Genomic DNA, 15,501 nt, shown 5'->3' with positions numbered 1-15,501 from the left:
ATCTCCCCGATGAACACCCCCTTCGCCTGGCAGACCCACGCGGCCCCCGCCGGTGCGGTCTTCGACGAGGGCCTGCGGCGGCACATGCTGCGGGTCTACAACACGATGGGCCTCGGCCTGGCGCTGACCGGCCTCGTGGCGCTCGGCGTCTCGTCGACCCCGGCGCTCTACAAGCCGCTCTTCGGCACGCCGCTCAAATACGTCGTGATGCTGGCGCCGCTGGCCTTCATCATGGTGCTGTCGTTCCGCGCCGACCGCATCTCGGTCGCCACCGCCCACACCCTGTTCTGGACCTTCTGCGGGGTGATGGGGCTGTCCCTGGCCTCGATCTTCCTGGTCTTCACCGGCACCAGCATCGCCCGCACGTTCTTCATCACCGCGGCGATGTTCGGGGCGACCAGCCTCTACGGCTACACCACGAAGCGCGACCTCTCGCGGATGGGCTCGTTCCTGGTGATGGGCCTGATCGGCCTCGTCATCGCCAGCCTGGTCAACATCTTCCTGGCCTCGAGCGCGCTGCAATTCGCGATCTCGCTCATCGGCGTCGTGATCTTCACCGGGCTCACCGCCTACGACACGCAGTCGATCAAGGAGCAGTACGCCGAGAACTGGGGCGAGGAAGCCACCTCCAAGCTCGCGGTGTTCGGCGCCCTGTCGCTCTACCTGAACTTCATCAACCTGTTCCAGATGCTGCTGAGCCTCACCGGCGAGCGGGAATAGGCCCTTCCCTCCACCACGGACCCTCGACTTCCACCCGCCGTCCCGCGAGGGACCGGCGGGTTTTTTCGTCCGCGACGCCTCCCGGGTGATCCGCGCCCGTGCGTGACCTCGCTCGAGGCGTGGTCATGCCCCTTAGCCGATCACCGGTTTGCCGGGCATCCGATTGCATGGCGGGTCGAGGCGTTCGAACACGCGGGAGGATCGGCGGAGCACGGCTTGGCGCCTGGTTCGAGCGGAAGTCCGCCGCAGCGGACGATCGTCCTCGGGCTTCGATCCGACCGAGTCGGTCCAAGCGACGATCCGCTTGCGTTCGTGATGGTGGTTAGGAGATTTGGAGCGGGCGAAGGGATTCGAACCCTCGACCCCAACCTTGGCAAGGTTGTGCTCTACCCCTGAGCTACACCCGCTCACTCTGCGAGGCCGTCCCGAACTTGGAGCGGGCGAAGGGATTCGAACCCTCGACCCCAACCTTGGCAAGGTTGTGCTCTACCCCTGAGCTACACCCGCCCAAACCCGTTCGGCCTCACGTTGAAAAACTGGAGCGGGCGAAGGGATTCGAACCCTCGACCCCAACCTTGGCAAGGTTGTGCTCTACCCCTGAGCTACACCCGCTCGCTGTTTTCCGCCGGCGTCACCGTGGCGGCGCCGATGAGCGGCTTAAACACCATTCCGCCGGGGAGCGCAAGGGGTTGCGGAGCCGGCTTCGGGCGCCCGCTACCAGGTCGCGGCGGGCGGGCGGCCGTCGCGGATTTCGACGAGTCGCGCCCGGGTCGCCGGGGTGGTGTCCGGCGGCAGGGCGTCGAGGGGAAAGAAGGCGGCCTCGGCGATCTCGCGGTCGGGGCGTTTCGGCACCGGCACCGCGAAGGCGCGGGCGACGTAGAGCGCGACGTGGTCCCGGCGCGAGGCGCGATCGTTGAAGTAGAAGCCGTGCAGGACCGGCGTCGCGGCGGGATCGAGGACGATCCCGGTCTCCTCGCGGAGCTCCCGGGCGACCGCGTCGAGCGCCGTCTCGCCCGGCTCGACCCCGCCGCCCGGCAGGTGCCAGCCGTTCATGTAGGTGTGGCGCACGAGGCAGACGCGGTTCTCGCCGTCGATCGCCGCCCCGCGCACCCCGAGGGTCATGCCGCGGGTGAAGCGCCAGACGAGGTGGGCGCCCCGCATCAGCAGAGCCTGTCGGCGCGTCATCCCGCGTCCTTCCTCAGACCACCGTCAGGCGGATCTCGCCGACGCCCTCGATCGTCCCGACCATGGTCTGGCCGCGGGTGACCGCGCCGACGCCCTCCGGCGTGCCGGCGAAGATCACGTCGCCGGGCTCGAGCGCGAAGTAGGTCGAGAGATACGCGATCTGCTCGGCGACCGACCAGATCATGTCGGAGAGATCGCCCTTCTGGCGTAAGGCGCCGTCGACCGAGAGCGTGATCGCACCCTTGTCCGGGTGGCCGATGACCGAGGCGGGCTTGAGGGTGCCGACCGGGCCCGACAGGTCGGAGGCCTTGCCGAGCTCCCAGGAGCGGCGCAGCGCCTTGGCGTCGTCTTGCAGGTCGCGCCGGGTCATGTCGAGGCCGACGCCGTAGCCGTAGACGTGGTCGAGGGCGTCCGCGACCGGGATGTCGCGCCCGCCCTTGGCCAGCGCCACCACCAGCTCGACCTCGTGATGGTAGTTCTCGGTCTTCGGCGGGTAGGGATGCTCGACCGCCTGCCCGTCCGGCACCACCTGGAGCGCGTCGGCGGGTTTCATGAAGAAGAACGGCGGCTCGCGGGTCGGGTCGGCGCCCATCTCGCGGGCATGGGCGGCGAAGTTGCGCCCGACGCAGTAGACCCGGCGCACGGGGAACAGGTCGTCGGTGCCTTGGATCGGGAGCGCGGTGCGCGGCGGGTTCGGGATCACGGAGAGCATGAGCTGCGGTCTCGGGCCTGCTGTCTCGGGCGATGGTTCACGAAGGGCCGCGCATCTTGGAAAAAGGGCCGGCCGACCGTTATCTAGAGGGCGGTGACGCGGCGCGCCATCCCGCCCCGCCGCAACCCCCTCCCCCCGTCCGCGACCAAGCCCCCGGCGCTCCCCGTGACCCACAGCCTCCTCGACACGATCGCGGCCCGCCTCGGGCCGGCGCACGTCCTCACCGACGAGACGGATCTCGCCCCGCACCTCGCCGAGACCCGCGGCCTCTATCGCGGCAGGGCGCTCGCGGTCCTTCGCCCGCGCGACACCGACGAGGTCGCCTTCGCGATGCGGGCCTGCGCCGAGGCGCGGGTGCCGGTGGTGGCCCATGGCGGCAATACCGGGCTCGTCGGCGGCGGCGTGCCGTTCGGCGGCGTGGTGATCTCGCTCGCGCGCCTCGACCGGGTGCGGGCGGTCGATCCCCTCGACGCCACCATCACGGTCGAGGCCGGCTGCGTGCTGGCGAACGTCCAGGCGGCGGCGGAAGGAGCCGGCATGCTGTTCCCGCTCTCGCTCGCCTCCGAGGGCTCGTGCCGCATCGGCGGCAACCTCGCCACCAATGCCGGCGGCACCGCGGTGCTCGCCTACGGCAATGCCCGCGAGCTGACGCTCGGCCTCGAGGTGGTGCTGGCCGACGGGCAGGTCTGGAACGGGCTCAGGGCCCTGCGCAAGGACAATTCCGGCTACGACCTGAAGAACCTCTTCGTCGGTTCGGAGGGCACGCTCGGCATCATCACGGCGGCCGTGCTGCGGCTGCACCCCCGGCCCGTCTCGAAGGCGACGGCGTTCCTGGGTCTCGCCTCCGCGCGGGCCGCGCTCGACGCCTTCGGGGCCCTGCGCGACCGGCTCGGGCCGCGGCTGACCGCCTTCGAGTACGTGCCGCGCTTCCCCCTCGAGGTGGTGCTGCGCCACCTGCCCGGCGCCGTGCGGCCGCTCGAAGGCGACCATCACTCCTACGCACTCGTCGAGCTCTCCTCGCCGGCCTCCGACGCCCACGAGGAGCTGGAGGCGCGCCTCGCCGAGCTGATCGATGCCGGGCTCGCCGAGGACGCGGTCCTGGCCCAGAGCGAGGCGCAGGGAGCCGCCCTGTGGCGCCTGCGCGAGAGCCTGTCGGAGATGCAGGGGTACGAGGGCGGCTCGATCAAGCACGACGTCTCGGTGCCGGTCTCCCGGGTGGCGGAATTCCTGGAGCGGGCGGGTGCCGCCTGCGAGGCGGCCCTGCCGGGGGTGCGGGTCTGCGCCTTCGGGCATTTCGGCGACGGCAACATCCACTTCAACCTGACCCAGCCGGTCGGGGCCGAGAAGGCGGCCTTCCTCGCCGAGTGGCCGCGCTTCAACCGCATCGTCCACGACATCGTCCACGCGATGGACGGGTCGATCGCGGCCGAGCACGGCGTCGGCCTGATCAAGCGCGACGAGCTGCCCCGCTACAAGGACCCGGTCGCCCTCGACCTGATGCGCCGCCTCAAGGGCGCGCTCGATCCGCACGGGCTGCTCAATCCCGGCAAGGTGCTGGCCGGGGAAGGCGGGCCGGAGGCGTTCCCCGCCAAGGCCGCGGGTTCCGTGACGGCGGCACGGTCCGGCACGGCCGCATGATCTCGCTGTTCGGCCGGGCTCCGGCCGCGCCGACGGGCCTCACCGCGGCGGACCTGCTCGGCGGCTTCGAGAGCCTGGGCGACAATTGCGAGTTCGGCATCGCCCAGCGCTACGCCGGCATCGACCCCCTCGGACTGTTCCGCCTGTCCTCGGCGCCGCTCGCCGACCTCACCCACGCGGTCGAGACGCGGTTCGCGCAGTATGGCGGGCCCGACGACATCGAGGTCCGGGTCGGCGCAGGCGGCTACCTGTTCTGCCACAGCCGCCGCTACGCCTTCGCCTACCATACCGGGGACACGGTGCCCCGCGTGCGGCCGGCCGACATCCTCGACCGGGAGATCCGCCGGGTCGGCTACCTGAAGGAGCGGCTGCTCGCCGACCTCGCGGAGGGCGAGAAGATCCTGGTCCGCAAGGGACCGCCGGGCGAGACGGAAGCCGGGGTGCGGCGCCTCCTCGCGGGCCTGCGGGCGATCGGCCCGGTGACGCTGCTGCGGGTCTGCGAGGCCGGCGCCCTCGCTCCGGGACGGGTGGCCTGGCGCGGCGAGGGCCTGATGCAGGGCGCCATGCCGCATTTCGCCCCCTACGCCGCGGCGACCGACGCCGACCTCGAAGGCTGGCTCGCCGTCTGCGGCCGGGCCTACGCGCTCCGCAACAGCCTCGTCGAGCCCCCATCCCTGGCGCCGGCCGGTCCGCCGCTCTTCGCGATGCCCGAGACCACCCGCCACGCGCTCCCCGCCGCGGCACCCGGGCCGGGGGTGCTCACCGGTGCCCGCCCGGTCGCCGGCCTGCGGCCGAACCGCCTCCACACGGTCGCGGCGGAGATCCGCCTGCCCGAGAGTTTTTCGGGCACCCGCGCCGCCCTCGCCTTCGTCGACGCCGCGCCCCATGCTCGCCGCGAGGCGGATCCCGCTTGCCGGGGCACCTGGCAGACCGTCTACACGGCGACCCGGACGCGCAAGCGCCAGAGCGAGGCCGAGGTCGGGCTGATGCTGGCGGGGCCGGCCGGGACGGCGGTCGAGACACGAAACTGGCGGGTGACGGAGGGGTGCCTGCCGGGGGTGGGATGATGCCGTCTCCGGACGGCTACTTCCGGAGGCGGCATCATGCGAAATCCGATTGATCGCTTCGCGATGCGGATACCGTCGGAATTCCCAGGCATGAGCCTTCGCCCTTTCCCTGACGACCGGAGCGAAGCGGAAGGAGATTCGGGAAAGGGGTGCGCGTCTGGGTCGGTGTCGACGCAGGACGCTTATGCCGCTTCCACGACCATCGGCAGATCCCCCGGCGGCGCGTATCCGGCGAGGTCGAGCACCCAGCGTCCCCCCTCCTCGCCCTGCCCGTCCGCGGTGAAGCCGAGGCGCGGGTAGAGGTCCGCCACCATCCCGTTGCGCCCGCTCGGGCGATAGTGTCCGACGAGGCGCCGGGCGCCGCGGCGCCCGGCTTCCGCGGCGAGCGCGGCGAGCGTGCCCTCCTCGACGCGCCGCCCGAGCACCCGGCAGCTCATCAGCCAGGTCTCGATCACGAGGTCGCCCTCCGCGAGCCGGCCGATCGCCACCGCGATCACGCCGCTGTCGCCGAGGCGGTCGGTCAGGCGCAGCTGAAGCGTCAGGGTGCCGGGATCGTCGATCAGCGCGGCGGCCTCGGGCTCGCGCAGGCGCCGGGCGGTCAGGTTGAACTGGTTCGTCTTGCTGACGAGCTGAACGATGCGCGGGAGCCCGATCGCGTCGAACGGGCGCCAGGTGAGCCGCATGCCGAGCCCCGCCAGGGTGCCCGCCAGATCGGTCCCGGCGGTGTCGTCGGCGGCTTCCCCGGTCGTCACGATCCGGCGCGCGTAGGCCTCGGCCCGGCCGCGATCCTCGTCGGTGAGGGACACGGCCTCGAAGTAGCCCGCATCCGCGAGGCAGCGAGCGACCAGCGCCGGCTCGTCGGGCACCTCCGGCACCGCCACCATCGGCAGGTGCTCGCGCACCAGGGCGCGCTCGAAGGGGTTGTCGTCGACGAAGACGAGGGCGTCGAGCCCGAGCCGGAGCTCTGCCGCGATGCGCCGGAGGTTCGTCGCCTTGTCGTCCCAGTTCGCCGCGAAGGCGGCGAAGTCGGGCAGGCGCAGGAGCATGTCGGGATGCGCGGCGAAGGGCAGCCGTGCCAGGGCGGGATCGTTCTTCGAGCAGGCGGCGAGCACGATGCCGCGGCGGGCAAGGTCGCGGGCGTAGGCTTGCAGGGCCAGGACGGATTCTCCGAGCGCGCTGCCCTGCCCGACGACGATGCCCGCAAGGCCGTCCTCGCCGATCGTCCCGCCCCACAGCGTGTCGTCGAGGTCGAGCACCAGCGCCTTGGCCGAGCGGCCGAGCCGCGCGCCGACGAGGCGGGCGACGAGGTCGCCGTAGAGCGGGCCGGCGGCCGGCGTCACCGCCTGGCGGGCCCGCAGCCAGAGGGCCGGATCGTGCCAGGCGTCGAGGCCGTGGCGCGCGACCGCCTCGTCGAGGGCGAGGAGATCGACCCCCTCCTCGGCAGCCGCCTCCCGCAGGGCGGCGTTGAGGTGCAGGGTGCGGGCGGCGAGCGAGCCCGGCATCCGGTGCTCGTTGCCCCCCAGCAGCGGCAGCGCTGTCGGCAGCAGCGTCTGCTGGATGATCGTGCAGCGATGGGCGGCCCGCGCCCGCGCCCACAAGCGCTTCAGGCCGTCGAGGGCGCCCGCGATGCCCGCGGCCTCCGGCCCGGCGGCGGGATCGCCCGGCCCCAGGAGATCGATGGCGTCGAGGGCGAGGAGCACGGTGTCGGGCCGGGCGGCGCGCAGGGCCTCGCCGTCGATCGTCTCGCGGTACTGGCCATACGGCCCCTCGATCACCGTGAGCGGGAGATCGCGACGCAAAGCCCCGACCCGGATCCCGGCGGCGAGGTGCGAGAGCGTCGAGGAGCCGAGGAGCGCGAGGCGGACGGGCTCACGGTCCGGGACGCGCCGCCGCAGCGTTCGGTCGAGCCGGTTGGTCCGCGCCGGGTCGAGCCGGGTGCGGGCGAGCGCGACGAGCGCGTCCCAGGCCCCGGGCAGGCCGTCGAGCGCGGCGAGCCGGGCGGCGAAGTCCGGCGGCGGCGCGGGCAGCCAAGAGAGGTCGGCCGTCACCGCGGCGCCTTCACCGCGCCGCCTTGCGGGCGACCAGCGCCGCGAGGTCGCCGACGGTCGCGAGCCCGTCGACCTCCCGGGTGGTGAGCTTGAGGGCAAACCGCGCCTCGACCGCGATGACGAGCTCGATCATCCGGGTCGAGTCCCAGCCCTCGACATCCTCGGCGGAGAGGTCCGGCGTGAGCGGAACCGCCTCGCCGAACACCTCCTCGAACAGCGGCGCCAGGGCCGCCATCGCGCCCTCCTCGGTCACGGCGTCAGCCGCGCGGTGAGGATTTTCAGGCTGAGCCCCGCGAAGAGCGCCGCGAAGGCGCCGTCGAACCAGCGCCGCAGGCGGCGGTAGCCGGCGGCCATGCGGCGGTTCGAGAACAGCCAGGCGTAGCCGGTGAAGATCAGCGTGCTCTGCAGGCCGACCGCGGCGATGACCAGGGCCAGCTCCCCGGGCGAGGTCCGGCCCGAGAGTCCCAGGGTGTAGAGGGAGCCGAAGAACAGGATCGCCTTCGGGTTGGTCAGGTGGAGGGCGAGACCCTTGACGTAGGTTCGCCGGAGGTCGGGCTTCCTGGAATCGATGCGCGAGGGCGCGGCCTCGGGCCGGGCGGCAGAAGGCGGTCCCTTGATCGCGCTGCGGGCCGACTTGACCGCCAGGAGCATCAGGTAGGCACCGCCGGCGTAGCGCAGGATCTCGAGGACCCAGGCGCTCGAGGCCATCACCGCCGCGAGCCCGAGCGCCGCGGCGATCGACCAGGTCAGCGACCCGGTCGCGACGCCGAGCGCGAGCGTCAGGCCGGCGCGGCGCCCGGCCTGCATCGCCGTGTCGGCGATCGCCAGCGTCGCCGGGCCGGGGCTGGCGCTGGCGACGAAGGCCGCCGAGAGGATCAGCGGGAGGTTGATCGAGAGGGTCATCGGGCGGGCCCCGTCGGTGATGCGCCTTGCCGTCGTCCGTGGCACGAGGCTCGGGCGGCAGAAAGCTCGGGCGACACAAGGCTTGCCGCGATCGACGGTCGTTCCGCAAGGGCCGGTTTCCGGTCCTGGAGCGACTTCCGTGCGAGCCGTGCCCTGCGCGCCGGGGTGGCCTGCCTGCTTGGCGTCTTGCATGGCCTGCCCGAGTTGCTAGCTCACGCTGACAAGACTCCCGGAGAGCCACGGCATGAACGCCCGTCCCGACGCCCGCGACTTCGCAGCTCCGCAGAAATTCGGCATCGGCCAGTCCGTGAAGCGGGCCGAGGACCCGGTGCTGGTGCGGGGCGAGGGCCGCTACACCGACGACCTCGCGCTCGACGGCCAGGCCTACGGCGTCTTCGTGAGAAGCCCGATCGCCCACGGCATCCTGCGCGGCATCGACGCCGAGGCGGCGCTCGGGATGCCGGGCGTGCTGCGGGTGGTCACCGCCGCCGACCTCGGCGGTTACGGCGCGATCGGCAACGCCCTGCCATTCAAGAGCCAGGACGGCACGCCGATGCGCAAGCCGCCCCAGGCCTCGCTCAGCACCGACCGGGTGCGCTACGTCGGCGAGCCGGTGGCGCTGGTGGTGGCCGAGACCCTGGCCGAGGCCCGCGACGCCGCGGAGGCCGTGGTGCTCGACATCGAGGACCTGCCCGTCGTCACGACCCCCGACGAGGCCGCCGCCGAGGGCGCGCCGCTCCTCCACGACGACGCGCCCGGCAACCTGGCGCTCGATTTTCGCACCGGCGACCAGGCGGCGACGGAGGCGGCTTTCGCCGAGGCGGCCCACGTCGCCTCCCTCGACCTTCTCAACAACCGCCTCGTCATCAACCCGATGGAGCCGCGCGCCGCGATCGGCGTGTACGAGCCGGAGGACGGGCGCTTCACCCTCCATGTCGGCTCCCAGGGCGTGTTCGGCCTGCGCAACGGCCTCGCCGAGGGCGTGCTGAAGCTGCCACGCGACAAGGTGCGGGTGCTCACCGGCAATGTCGGCGGCTCGTTCGGCATGAAGGCGCCGGTCTACCCCGAGTACCTGCCGCTCCTGCACGCCGCGAAGCTGCTGGGCCGGCCGGTGAAGTGGACCGACCTGCGCTCCGAGAGCTTCCTGTCCGACCATCACGGCCGCGACGTCGCGGTGACGGCGGACCTCGCGCTCGCCGCGGACGGCACCTTCCTGGCCTTCCGGATCAAGGGGCGGGCCAACATGGGCGGCTACCTCAACCCGCTCTCGCCCCTGTTCCAGACCGTCAACATCGCCCGCAACATGGTCGGCGTGTACCGCACCCCGGTCTTCGACGTGGCGGTGGAGTGCCTGTACACCAACACCACGCCGATCGGCGCGTACCGGGGCGCCGGGCGGCCCGAGGGCAACTACTTCATCGAGCGCCTGATCGACACGGCCGCCGCCGAGATGAACATCGACCGGGTGAGCTTGCGCCGCCGCAACCACATCCGCCCGGCCGACATGCCCTACCGGGCCCCGTCCGGCCTCACCTACGACGGCGGCGACTTCCCGGCGGTGCTCGACCGGGCGCTCGCGGCCGCGGACTGGGACGGCTTTCCGGCCCGGCGCGCCGAGAGCGAGGCCAAGGGCAAGTTGCGCGGCATCGGCATCGGCGACTACCTCGAGATCACGGCGCCGCCGACGAACGAGATGGGCGGCATCCGCTTCGAGGCCGACGGCACGGTGACGATCGTCACCGGCACCCTCGATTACGGCCAGGGCCACCTGACGCCCTTCGCCCAGGTGCTGCACGACCGCCTCGGCATCCCGGTCGACCGCGTGCGCCTGCTCCAGGGCGACAGCGACCAGCTCATCGCCGGCGGCGGCACCGGCGGCTCGAAGTCGCTGATGGCGAGCGGCACGGCTCTGGTCGAGGCCGGCGACCTCGTCATCGCCAAGGGCCGCGAGGCGGCCGCCGCGGTGCTGGAGGCGGGCCCCGCCGACATCGAGTTCCGCGACGGCCGCTTCACCATCGCGGGCACCGACCGGGGCATCGGCCTCCTGGAACTGGCCGCCAAGGTGCGCGCGGGCCTGCCCGACCCGGCGGCGCCGACGAGCCTCGACGTCGCCCACACCCACAAGGAATCGCCCTCGGCCTTCCCGAACGGCTGCCACGTCGCCGAGGTCGAGGTCGATCCCGAGACCGGCGTCGCCACGGTGGTGCGCTACACCACCGTCAACGATTTCGGCACGCTGGTGAACCCGATGCTGGTGGAAGGCCAGCTCCACGGCGGCGTGGTCCAGGGCATCGGCCAGGCGCTCATGGAGCGCACGGCCTACGACGAGCAGGGCCAGCTCGTCACCGGCTCGTTCATGGATTACTGCCTGCCGCGGGCCTCCGACGCGCCGTTCATGGGCTTCGAGAGCCACGCCGTGCCCGCCACCACCAACCCGCTCGGGGTGAAGGGCTGCGGCGAGGCGGGCTGCGCCGGCTCGCTGCCGTCGGTGATGAACGCCCTCGTCGATGCGCTTCGCCCCCGCGGCATCCGCCACATCAACATGCCGGCGACGCCGCAGGCGATCTGGTCGGCGCTCCAGCGGGCGGGAGAGGCCGCGTGAGCGATCCCGTGACCCTGGCGGCCCAAGCACGCGTCGAGACGGCGAATGCGAGCCGCTACCTGACCCAGCTGTGCAAGCACTGGAGCCACAAGTTCCCCGACACGACCTTCACGCCCGAGCGCGGCGTGGTGCCGTTCGGGGAGGACCGCCGCTTCACCGCCGAGGCCGACCCCGACGGCCTGACCCTGCGGGTCGAGGCGGCGGACCTCGAGACCCTCACCCGGATGCAGGGCGTGGTCGCCGAGCACCTCGCCCGCTTCGCCTTCCGGGAGGATCTGGGCGGCATCGCCTGGACGCGGGTGGGGTGAGCCGGGGCCTTCCTCCCTCCTTCCGATTCGCGCGACGGACCTGATACCCTTCGCGTCATTCAAGGGGCCGCGAGAGCGGTCCCCGACATGACGAGGAGGGTGTCATGTCCCACCGGCGCCGTGCGGCCGGGGCACGTCATCATCCACGCCCGAACCGAAGGTAGTCCCACCATGACGAACACCCCCGACTTCGACGCCCGCCTCGACCGGCTCGCCGAGGTCGCCGTGCGGGTCGGGCTCGGGCTGCGGCCCGGGCAGGAGCTGGTGATGACGGCGCCCCTCGACGCGCTGCCGCTCGCCCGCCGCATCACCGTCCAGGCCTACAGGGCCGGCGCCTCGGTGGTGACGACCCTGCTCGCCGACGATCAGGCGACGCTCGCCCGCTTCGAGCACGGCCACGACGACGCCTTCGATCGTGCCGCGAGCTGGCTCTACGAGGGCATGGCGAGCGCCTACCGCGGCGGCGCGGCGCGCCTCGCCGTCTCGGGCGACGACCCCTCGCTGCTCGCCGGCCAGGATCCGGACAAGGTGGCGCGCGCCAACCGCGCCCGGTCGAAAGCCTACATGCCGGCGCTCGAGCAGATCGCCAACTTCGCCACCAACTGGACCATCGTCTCGGCGGCGAGCCCGGCCTGGGCCCGCACGGTGTTCCCGGACCTGCCCGAGGACCAGGCGGTCGCCCGGCTGTGGGACGCGATCTTCTCCGCCTCGCGCGTCGACGGACCCGATCCCGTCGGCGCCTGGGCGGCGCATAACCGGGCGCTCGGCGACCGGACCGCCGCGCTCAACGGGCGCCGCTACGCCGCCCTGCATTTCCGCGGGCCCGGCACCGACCTCACCGTCGGCCTCGCCGACGACCACGAGTGGTGCGGCGGCGCCACCACGGCGAAGAACGGGATCGTCTGCAACGCCAACATCCCGACCGAGGAGGTCTTCACGACGCCGCACAAGATGCGGGTCCAGGGCCATGTCAGCGCGACGAAGCCCCTCTCCTACCAGGGCACCCTGATCGACGGGATCGCGGTGCGCTTCGAGGAGGGCCGCATCGTCGAGGCGCGGGCCCGCACCGGGGGCGACGTGCTGGCGAAGGTCATCGACACCGACGAGGGCGCGCGCCGCCTCGGCGAGGTCGCGCTGGTGCCGGCCTCCTCGCCGATCTCGGCCTCGGGCCTCCTGTTCTGCAACACCCTCTACGACGAGAACGCCGCGAGCCACATCGCGCTCGGCCAGGCCTACAGCAAGTGTTTTCGCGATGGCGGCGCCGGAATGAGCGAGCAGGACCTGACCGCTCGCGGCGCCAACCGCAGCCTGATCCACATCGACTGGATGATCGGCTCGGCCGAGGTCGACGTCGACGGGGTGACGCCGGAGGGCAGATCCGAGCCGCTGATGCGCCGGGGCGAGTGGGTCGACTGACCCGCTACCCCGAGAGCCCCTACCCCACGTAGATGAGCCGCTTGCCGCGGTTCTCGCCGCGGTACAGCCCCGCGATCGCGCCGGGAGCGGCCTCGATGCCCTCGGAGACGTCCTCGTCGAGGAGGATGCGGCCTTCGGCGTACCAGCCGGAAAGCTGCGCCACCGCCTCCTCGAAGCGGGCCTTGTGGTCGAGCACCACGAAGCCGCTCCAGATCAGGCGCCGGGTCAGGATCTCGCGCTCGACGCGGGGGCCCGTCGGTACCTCGGTCCAGCTCGCGACCGAGGCGGTGCCGCACTGGACGATGCGCCCAGCCACCGCCATCCGGCGAAGCGCCGTATCGAGGATCGGCCCGCCGACATTGTCGAAGTAGACGTTCACCCCATCCGGCGCCTCTTCCCGCAGGGCTTCCGCCCAGTCCCCGCTGCGGTAGTTCCAGGCGGCGGCGTAGCCGTAGGCCTCGCGGCAGCGGGCGACCTTGGCGTCGTCGCCGGTGAGGCCGAGCGGGCGGCAGCCGAGGTTGCGGGCGATCTGGCCGACGAGGCTGCCGACCGCCCCGGCGGCGGTCGAGACCAGCACGGTCTCCCCCGGTCGCGGCCGGCCGAGCTCGGTCAGCCCGAGATGGGCGGTGAGCCCGTTGAGGCCGAGGAGCCCGGCATGGGCCGAGAGCGGCACCGCCTCGGTGCAGCGCCGGAAGATCGCCGAGACCGGCACCACGGCGTAATCCTGCCAGCCGAACCAGCCGTACAGGAAGCCGCCCTCGGCCACCTCGGGGCTGTTCGAGCGCACCACGATGCCGACCGCGAGCGCCCGCATCGGGCCGCCGAGGGGCACGGGCTGGGAATAGTTGGCCTCGGCGCTCGCCCAGCCGCGCTGGGCCGGGTCGACCGAGAGGTAGAGGTTGCGCACCAGGATCTCGCCCGGGCCGGGCTCCGGCACCGCGACGGCGTCGAGGCCGAAATCCTCGGGTTGCGGGATGCCGGCGGGGCGGCGCACGAGCAGCACCCGGCGGTTGCGGTCGGGCAGGTTGTAGGCGGGAATGTCGGTCGGACCGGTCACGCGCGTCTCCTCCTGGCGACGCATTCGTCCGGCGCCGCCGTCATTCGGTTCGCGACCTCGTCCGGAAGCCGTGAACCGGATCGGATCTGTTATCACCTGTCGGACGTCCGTCAGAGTCCCGGGCCCTTGGCCGCCCCGAGGATCCGCCCCGGCCCGTTATTCTCGGCCTGGAGCACCACGACGTAGGAATCGGCATCGGCCTCCGCGAGGGCCGTGCGCGGCACCTCGTAATGGGCGGGCGCCCCGCGCCAGCTGCCGACATGGTGCATGCCGCGCACCACGTTGCGGTAGGTCACGGTGCGGCCCCGGTTCTCGCCACGGCCGATCGCGACCTCGCGGGTGCGGGCGACGGGCAGAAGCCACAATTCGGCGGTACGGCCGGCCTCCGCCGCCGGGCCGACATCGATCACGATGCGGTCCTGGATCCCCTCGCTGCGGATCGCCACCGGCAGGCTCGCGGCGGTGCCGGGGTCGCGGATGCTGCGCTCGAGCGCCGCCCGGTCCGACCCGACCACCGTCGCGGCGCCGTTCACCACCGCCTGCGGGGTGAAGACCTGGCGGTCGCCGCGCATGCTCGCATAGGCGCGCTGGCGCGCCGTGAACGAGGTGCTGGCGAGCGTGTCCTTCCAGCCGAGATAGTCCCAGTAGGTCACCGGCAGGGTCAGGGCGATCACCCCGGGGTCGCGGGCGAGCTCCGTCACCAGCCGGTCCGCCGGCGGGCAGGCGGAGCAGCCCTGGCTCGTGAACAGCTCGACCACCGCCCGCGGGGGCGCGTCCCCGGCGCGCGCCGGACCGAGGAGGCCGAGGCCGACCGGGACCAGGCCGGCGAGCAGGCGGTGGAGGGGCGCGCGCATCATGCGATCATCAACACCCGGCGGACGGGCGGAGAGAAGTCACGTTAGCTTGAGGCTTGGGCGGCCGGCGCCCGGGCCGCGGCCCGAGGCAGCATCGACGGGCGCCAGCGCCGGTGCATCCACAGCCACTGCTCGGGATGCTCGCGCACCCAAGTCGCGATCACGTCGGTCATCGCCTGCATGGCGCCCTGCACGTCGATCGCGCCGCCCGCATCCCGCGGCAGGGTCAGCGCCGGGGTGAGTTCCAGGCGGAAGCGGTCCCCGGGCAGCCGGATCACCCGCACCCCGTGGACCGGGCAGTCGTAGTGCCGGGCGAGCTTGCCGAGCAGCGGGTTGACCAGGGCCGGGTGCCCGAGGAAATCTACCACCACCCCGCGGGTGAAGTGCTGGTCGACCAGCATGCCGAGATGGCCGCCGCGCGCCACCACGCCCTGCATCGCGAAGGCGGCGCCGGGCCCGGCCGCGGTCAGTCCCCCCATGGTGGCGCGGCGCACCTCCTGCACCAGCTGTGCCGCCGCCGGGCTGTTCGGCGGGCGGAACACCGCACTCGCCTCCAAGCCGAACCGGGCGGCGCAGATCGCCGGCAATTCCCAGTTGGCGAGATGGGCCGAGAAGATCAGGCCCGGCTTGCCGTCGTCGCGGAGCGAGAAGAAATGCTCGATGCCCTCGACCTCGATCCGCCCCGGCGTCGCGGCATCCGGGTCGTAGTCGAAGATCTCGGCGAGGTGCGCGTACTCGGCGCCGGTGCGGCCGAGATTGTCCCAGGAGCCCCGCGCGATGGCGGCGATCTCGGCCTCGCCCTTCTCCGGGAACGACTGGCGCAGGTTCTTGAGCGCCGTGCGGTGCGAGGGCAGACGGGGGCCGACGGCCTTCGCGATCGCGGCGCCCGCCGCCGCCGCGCGGGCCGGGCCGAGGAGGCGGGCGAGCGCGAACAGCGCCCGCACCACGAAGACCATCGGAAGGCCGGCGAGGCGGGTCAGGGCGCGGTAGA

14 protein-coding genes and 3 tRNA genes are annotated in these 15,501 nt (G+C 72.7%); 6 read left to right on the top strand and 11 right to left on the bottom strand.

Translation table 11 applies throughout. The features are described 5' to 3' along the window. Positions 1 to 9 precede the first annotated feature (9 nt). Complete coding sequence (locus tag DK419_RS12370) at positions 10 to 720, top strand: Bax inhibitor-1/YccA family protein (protein ID WP_109959343.1); 711 nt, start codon at positions 10 to 12, stop codon at positions 718 to 720. A 332-nt stretch (positions 721 to 1,052) separates the two neighbouring features. Here the strand turns inward: DK419_RS12370 and DK419_RS12365 are convergent. From DK419_RS12365 to DK419_RS12345, 5 genes are all read right to left on the bottom strand, one after another. Further along, positions 1,053 to 1,127, bottom strand: a tRNA-Gly gene (locus DK419_RS12365). A 25-nt stretch (positions 1,128 to 1,152) separates the two neighbouring features. Continuing rightward, positions 1,153 to 1,227 (bottom strand) — tRNA-Gly (locus tag DK419_RS12360). Between the two features lie 30 nt (positions 1,228 to 1,257). Further along, positions 1,258 to 1,332 (bottom strand) — tRNA-Gly (locus DK419_RS12355). A gap of 102 nt (positions 1,333 to 1,434) precedes the next feature. Then, positions 1,435 to 1,905, bottom strand: coding sequence for an NUDIX domain-containing protein (locus DK419_RS12350; RefSeq protein WP_109959342.1), 471 nt, complete (start codon positions 1,903 to 1,905; stop codon positions 1,435 to 1,437). 13 nt (positions 1,906 to 1,918) lie between these two features. Beyond that, entirely contained in the window at positions 1,919 to 2,617 is a 699-nt protein-coding gene (locus tag DK419_RS12345) for a fumarylacetoacetate hydrolase family protein (RefSeq protein WP_109959341.1), read from the bottom strand. A gap of 165 nt (positions 2,618 to 2,782) precedes the next feature. On the opposite strand from DK419_RS12345, the gene DK419_RS12340 reads away from it, so the two are divergent. Both DK419_RS12340 and DK419_RS12335 read left to right on the top strand, forming a co-directional pair. After that, complete coding sequence (locus tag DK419_RS12340) at positions 2,783 to 4,255, top strand: FAD-binding oxidoreductase (protein WP_109962269.1); 1,473 nt, start codon at positions 2,783 to 2,785, stop codon at positions 4,253 to 4,255. Then, on the top strand, positions 4,252 to 5,322 hold the full coding sequence (locus DK419_RS12335) for a hypothetical protein (protein ID WP_109959340.1): 1,071 nt from the start codon (positions 4,252 to 4,254) through the stop codon (positions 5,320 to 5,322). The genes DK419_RS12340 and DK419_RS12335 overlap by 4 nt, the downstream gene beginning before the upstream one ends. Positions 5,323 to 5,504: 182 nt before the next feature. Here the strand turns inward: DK419_RS12335 and DK419_RS12330 are convergent, their stop codons facing one another. The 3 genes from DK419_RS12330 to DK419_RS12320 are packed head-to-tail and all read right to left on the bottom strand — an operon-like array spanning position 5,505 to position 8,273. Continuing rightward, a complete protein-coding gene (locus DK419_RS12330; RefSeq protein ID WP_109959339.1) occupies positions 5,505 to 7,370 on the bottom strand; it encodes an HAD-IIIC family phosphatase in 1,866 nt (621 codons plus the stop codon). A gap of 10 nt (positions 7,371 to 7,380) precedes the next feature. Beyond that, the gene (locus DK419_RS12325) at positions 7,381 to 7,605 is read right to left on the bottom strand and encodes an acyl carrier protein (RefSeq protein WP_109959338.1); all 225 of its coding nucleotides are present in this window, start codon (positions 7,603 to 7,605) and stop codon (positions 7,381 to 7,383) included. Positions 7,606 to 7,619: 14 nt separating this feature from the next. Next, entirely contained in the window at positions 7,620 to 8,273 is a 654-nt protein-coding gene (locus DK419_RS12320) for a LysE family translocator (protein ID WP_109959337.1), read from the bottom strand. A 244-nt stretch (positions 8,274 to 8,517) separates the two neighbouring features. Here DK419_RS12320 and DK419_RS12315 point away from each other — a divergent pair, with 244 nt between their 5' ends. From DK419_RS12315 to DK419_RS12305, 3 genes are all read left to right on the top strand, one after another. Further along, positions 8,518 to 10,875: a xanthine dehydrogenase family protein molybdopterin-binding subunit gene (locus tag DK419_RS12315; protein ID WP_109959336.1), complete on the top strand. Its 2,358-nt coding sequence runs from the start codon at positions 8,518 to 8,520 to the stop codon at positions 10,873 to 10,875. Next, complete coding sequence (locus DK419_RS12310; protein WP_109959335.1) at positions 10,872 to 11,183, top strand: DUF2218 domain-containing protein; 312 nt, start codon at positions 10,872 to 10,874, stop codon at positions 11,181 to 11,183. Before DK419_RS12315 ends, DK419_RS12310 begins: the two co-directional genes overlap by 4 nt. A gap of 171 nt (positions 11,184 to 11,354) precedes the next feature. After that, entirely contained in the window at positions 11,355 to 12,599 is a 1,245-nt protein-coding gene (locus DK419_RS12305; protein ID WP_109959334.1) for an aminopeptidase, read from the top strand. A gap of 19 nt (positions 12,600 to 12,618) precedes the next feature. Here DK419_RS12305 and DK419_RS12300 read toward each other — a convergent pair whose 3' ends face one another. The 3 genes from DK419_RS12300 to DK419_RS12290 form a co-directional block, all read right to left on the bottom strand. Continuing rightward, positions 12,619 to 13,656, bottom strand: coding sequence for an NADP-dependent oxidoreductase (locus tag DK419_RS12300; RefSeq protein WP_208642308.1), 1,038 nt, complete (start codon positions 13,654 to 13,656; stop codon positions 12,619 to 12,621). Positions 13,657 to 13,766: 110 nt separating this feature from the next. Further along, entirely contained in the window at positions 13,767 to 14,513 is a 747-nt protein-coding gene (locus DK419_RS12295) for a DUF1223 domain-containing protein (RefSeq protein ID WP_109959333.1), read from the bottom strand. 41 nt (positions 14,514 to 14,554) lie between these two features. Next, entirely contained in the window at positions 14,555 to 15,466 is a 912-nt protein-coding gene (locus tag DK419_RS12290) for a lipid A biosynthesis lauroyl acyltransferase (protein ID WP_245443004.1), read from the bottom strand. Positions 15,467 to 15,501 lie beyond the last annotated feature (35 nt).

The organism is Methylobacterium terrae (assembly GCF_003173755.1).
GTDB lineage: Bacteria > Pseudomonadota > Alphaproteobacteria > Rhizobiales > Beijerinckiaceae > Methylobacterium > Methylobacterium terrae.
This window is presented reverse-complemented; position numbering and strand designations above follow the sequence as displayed.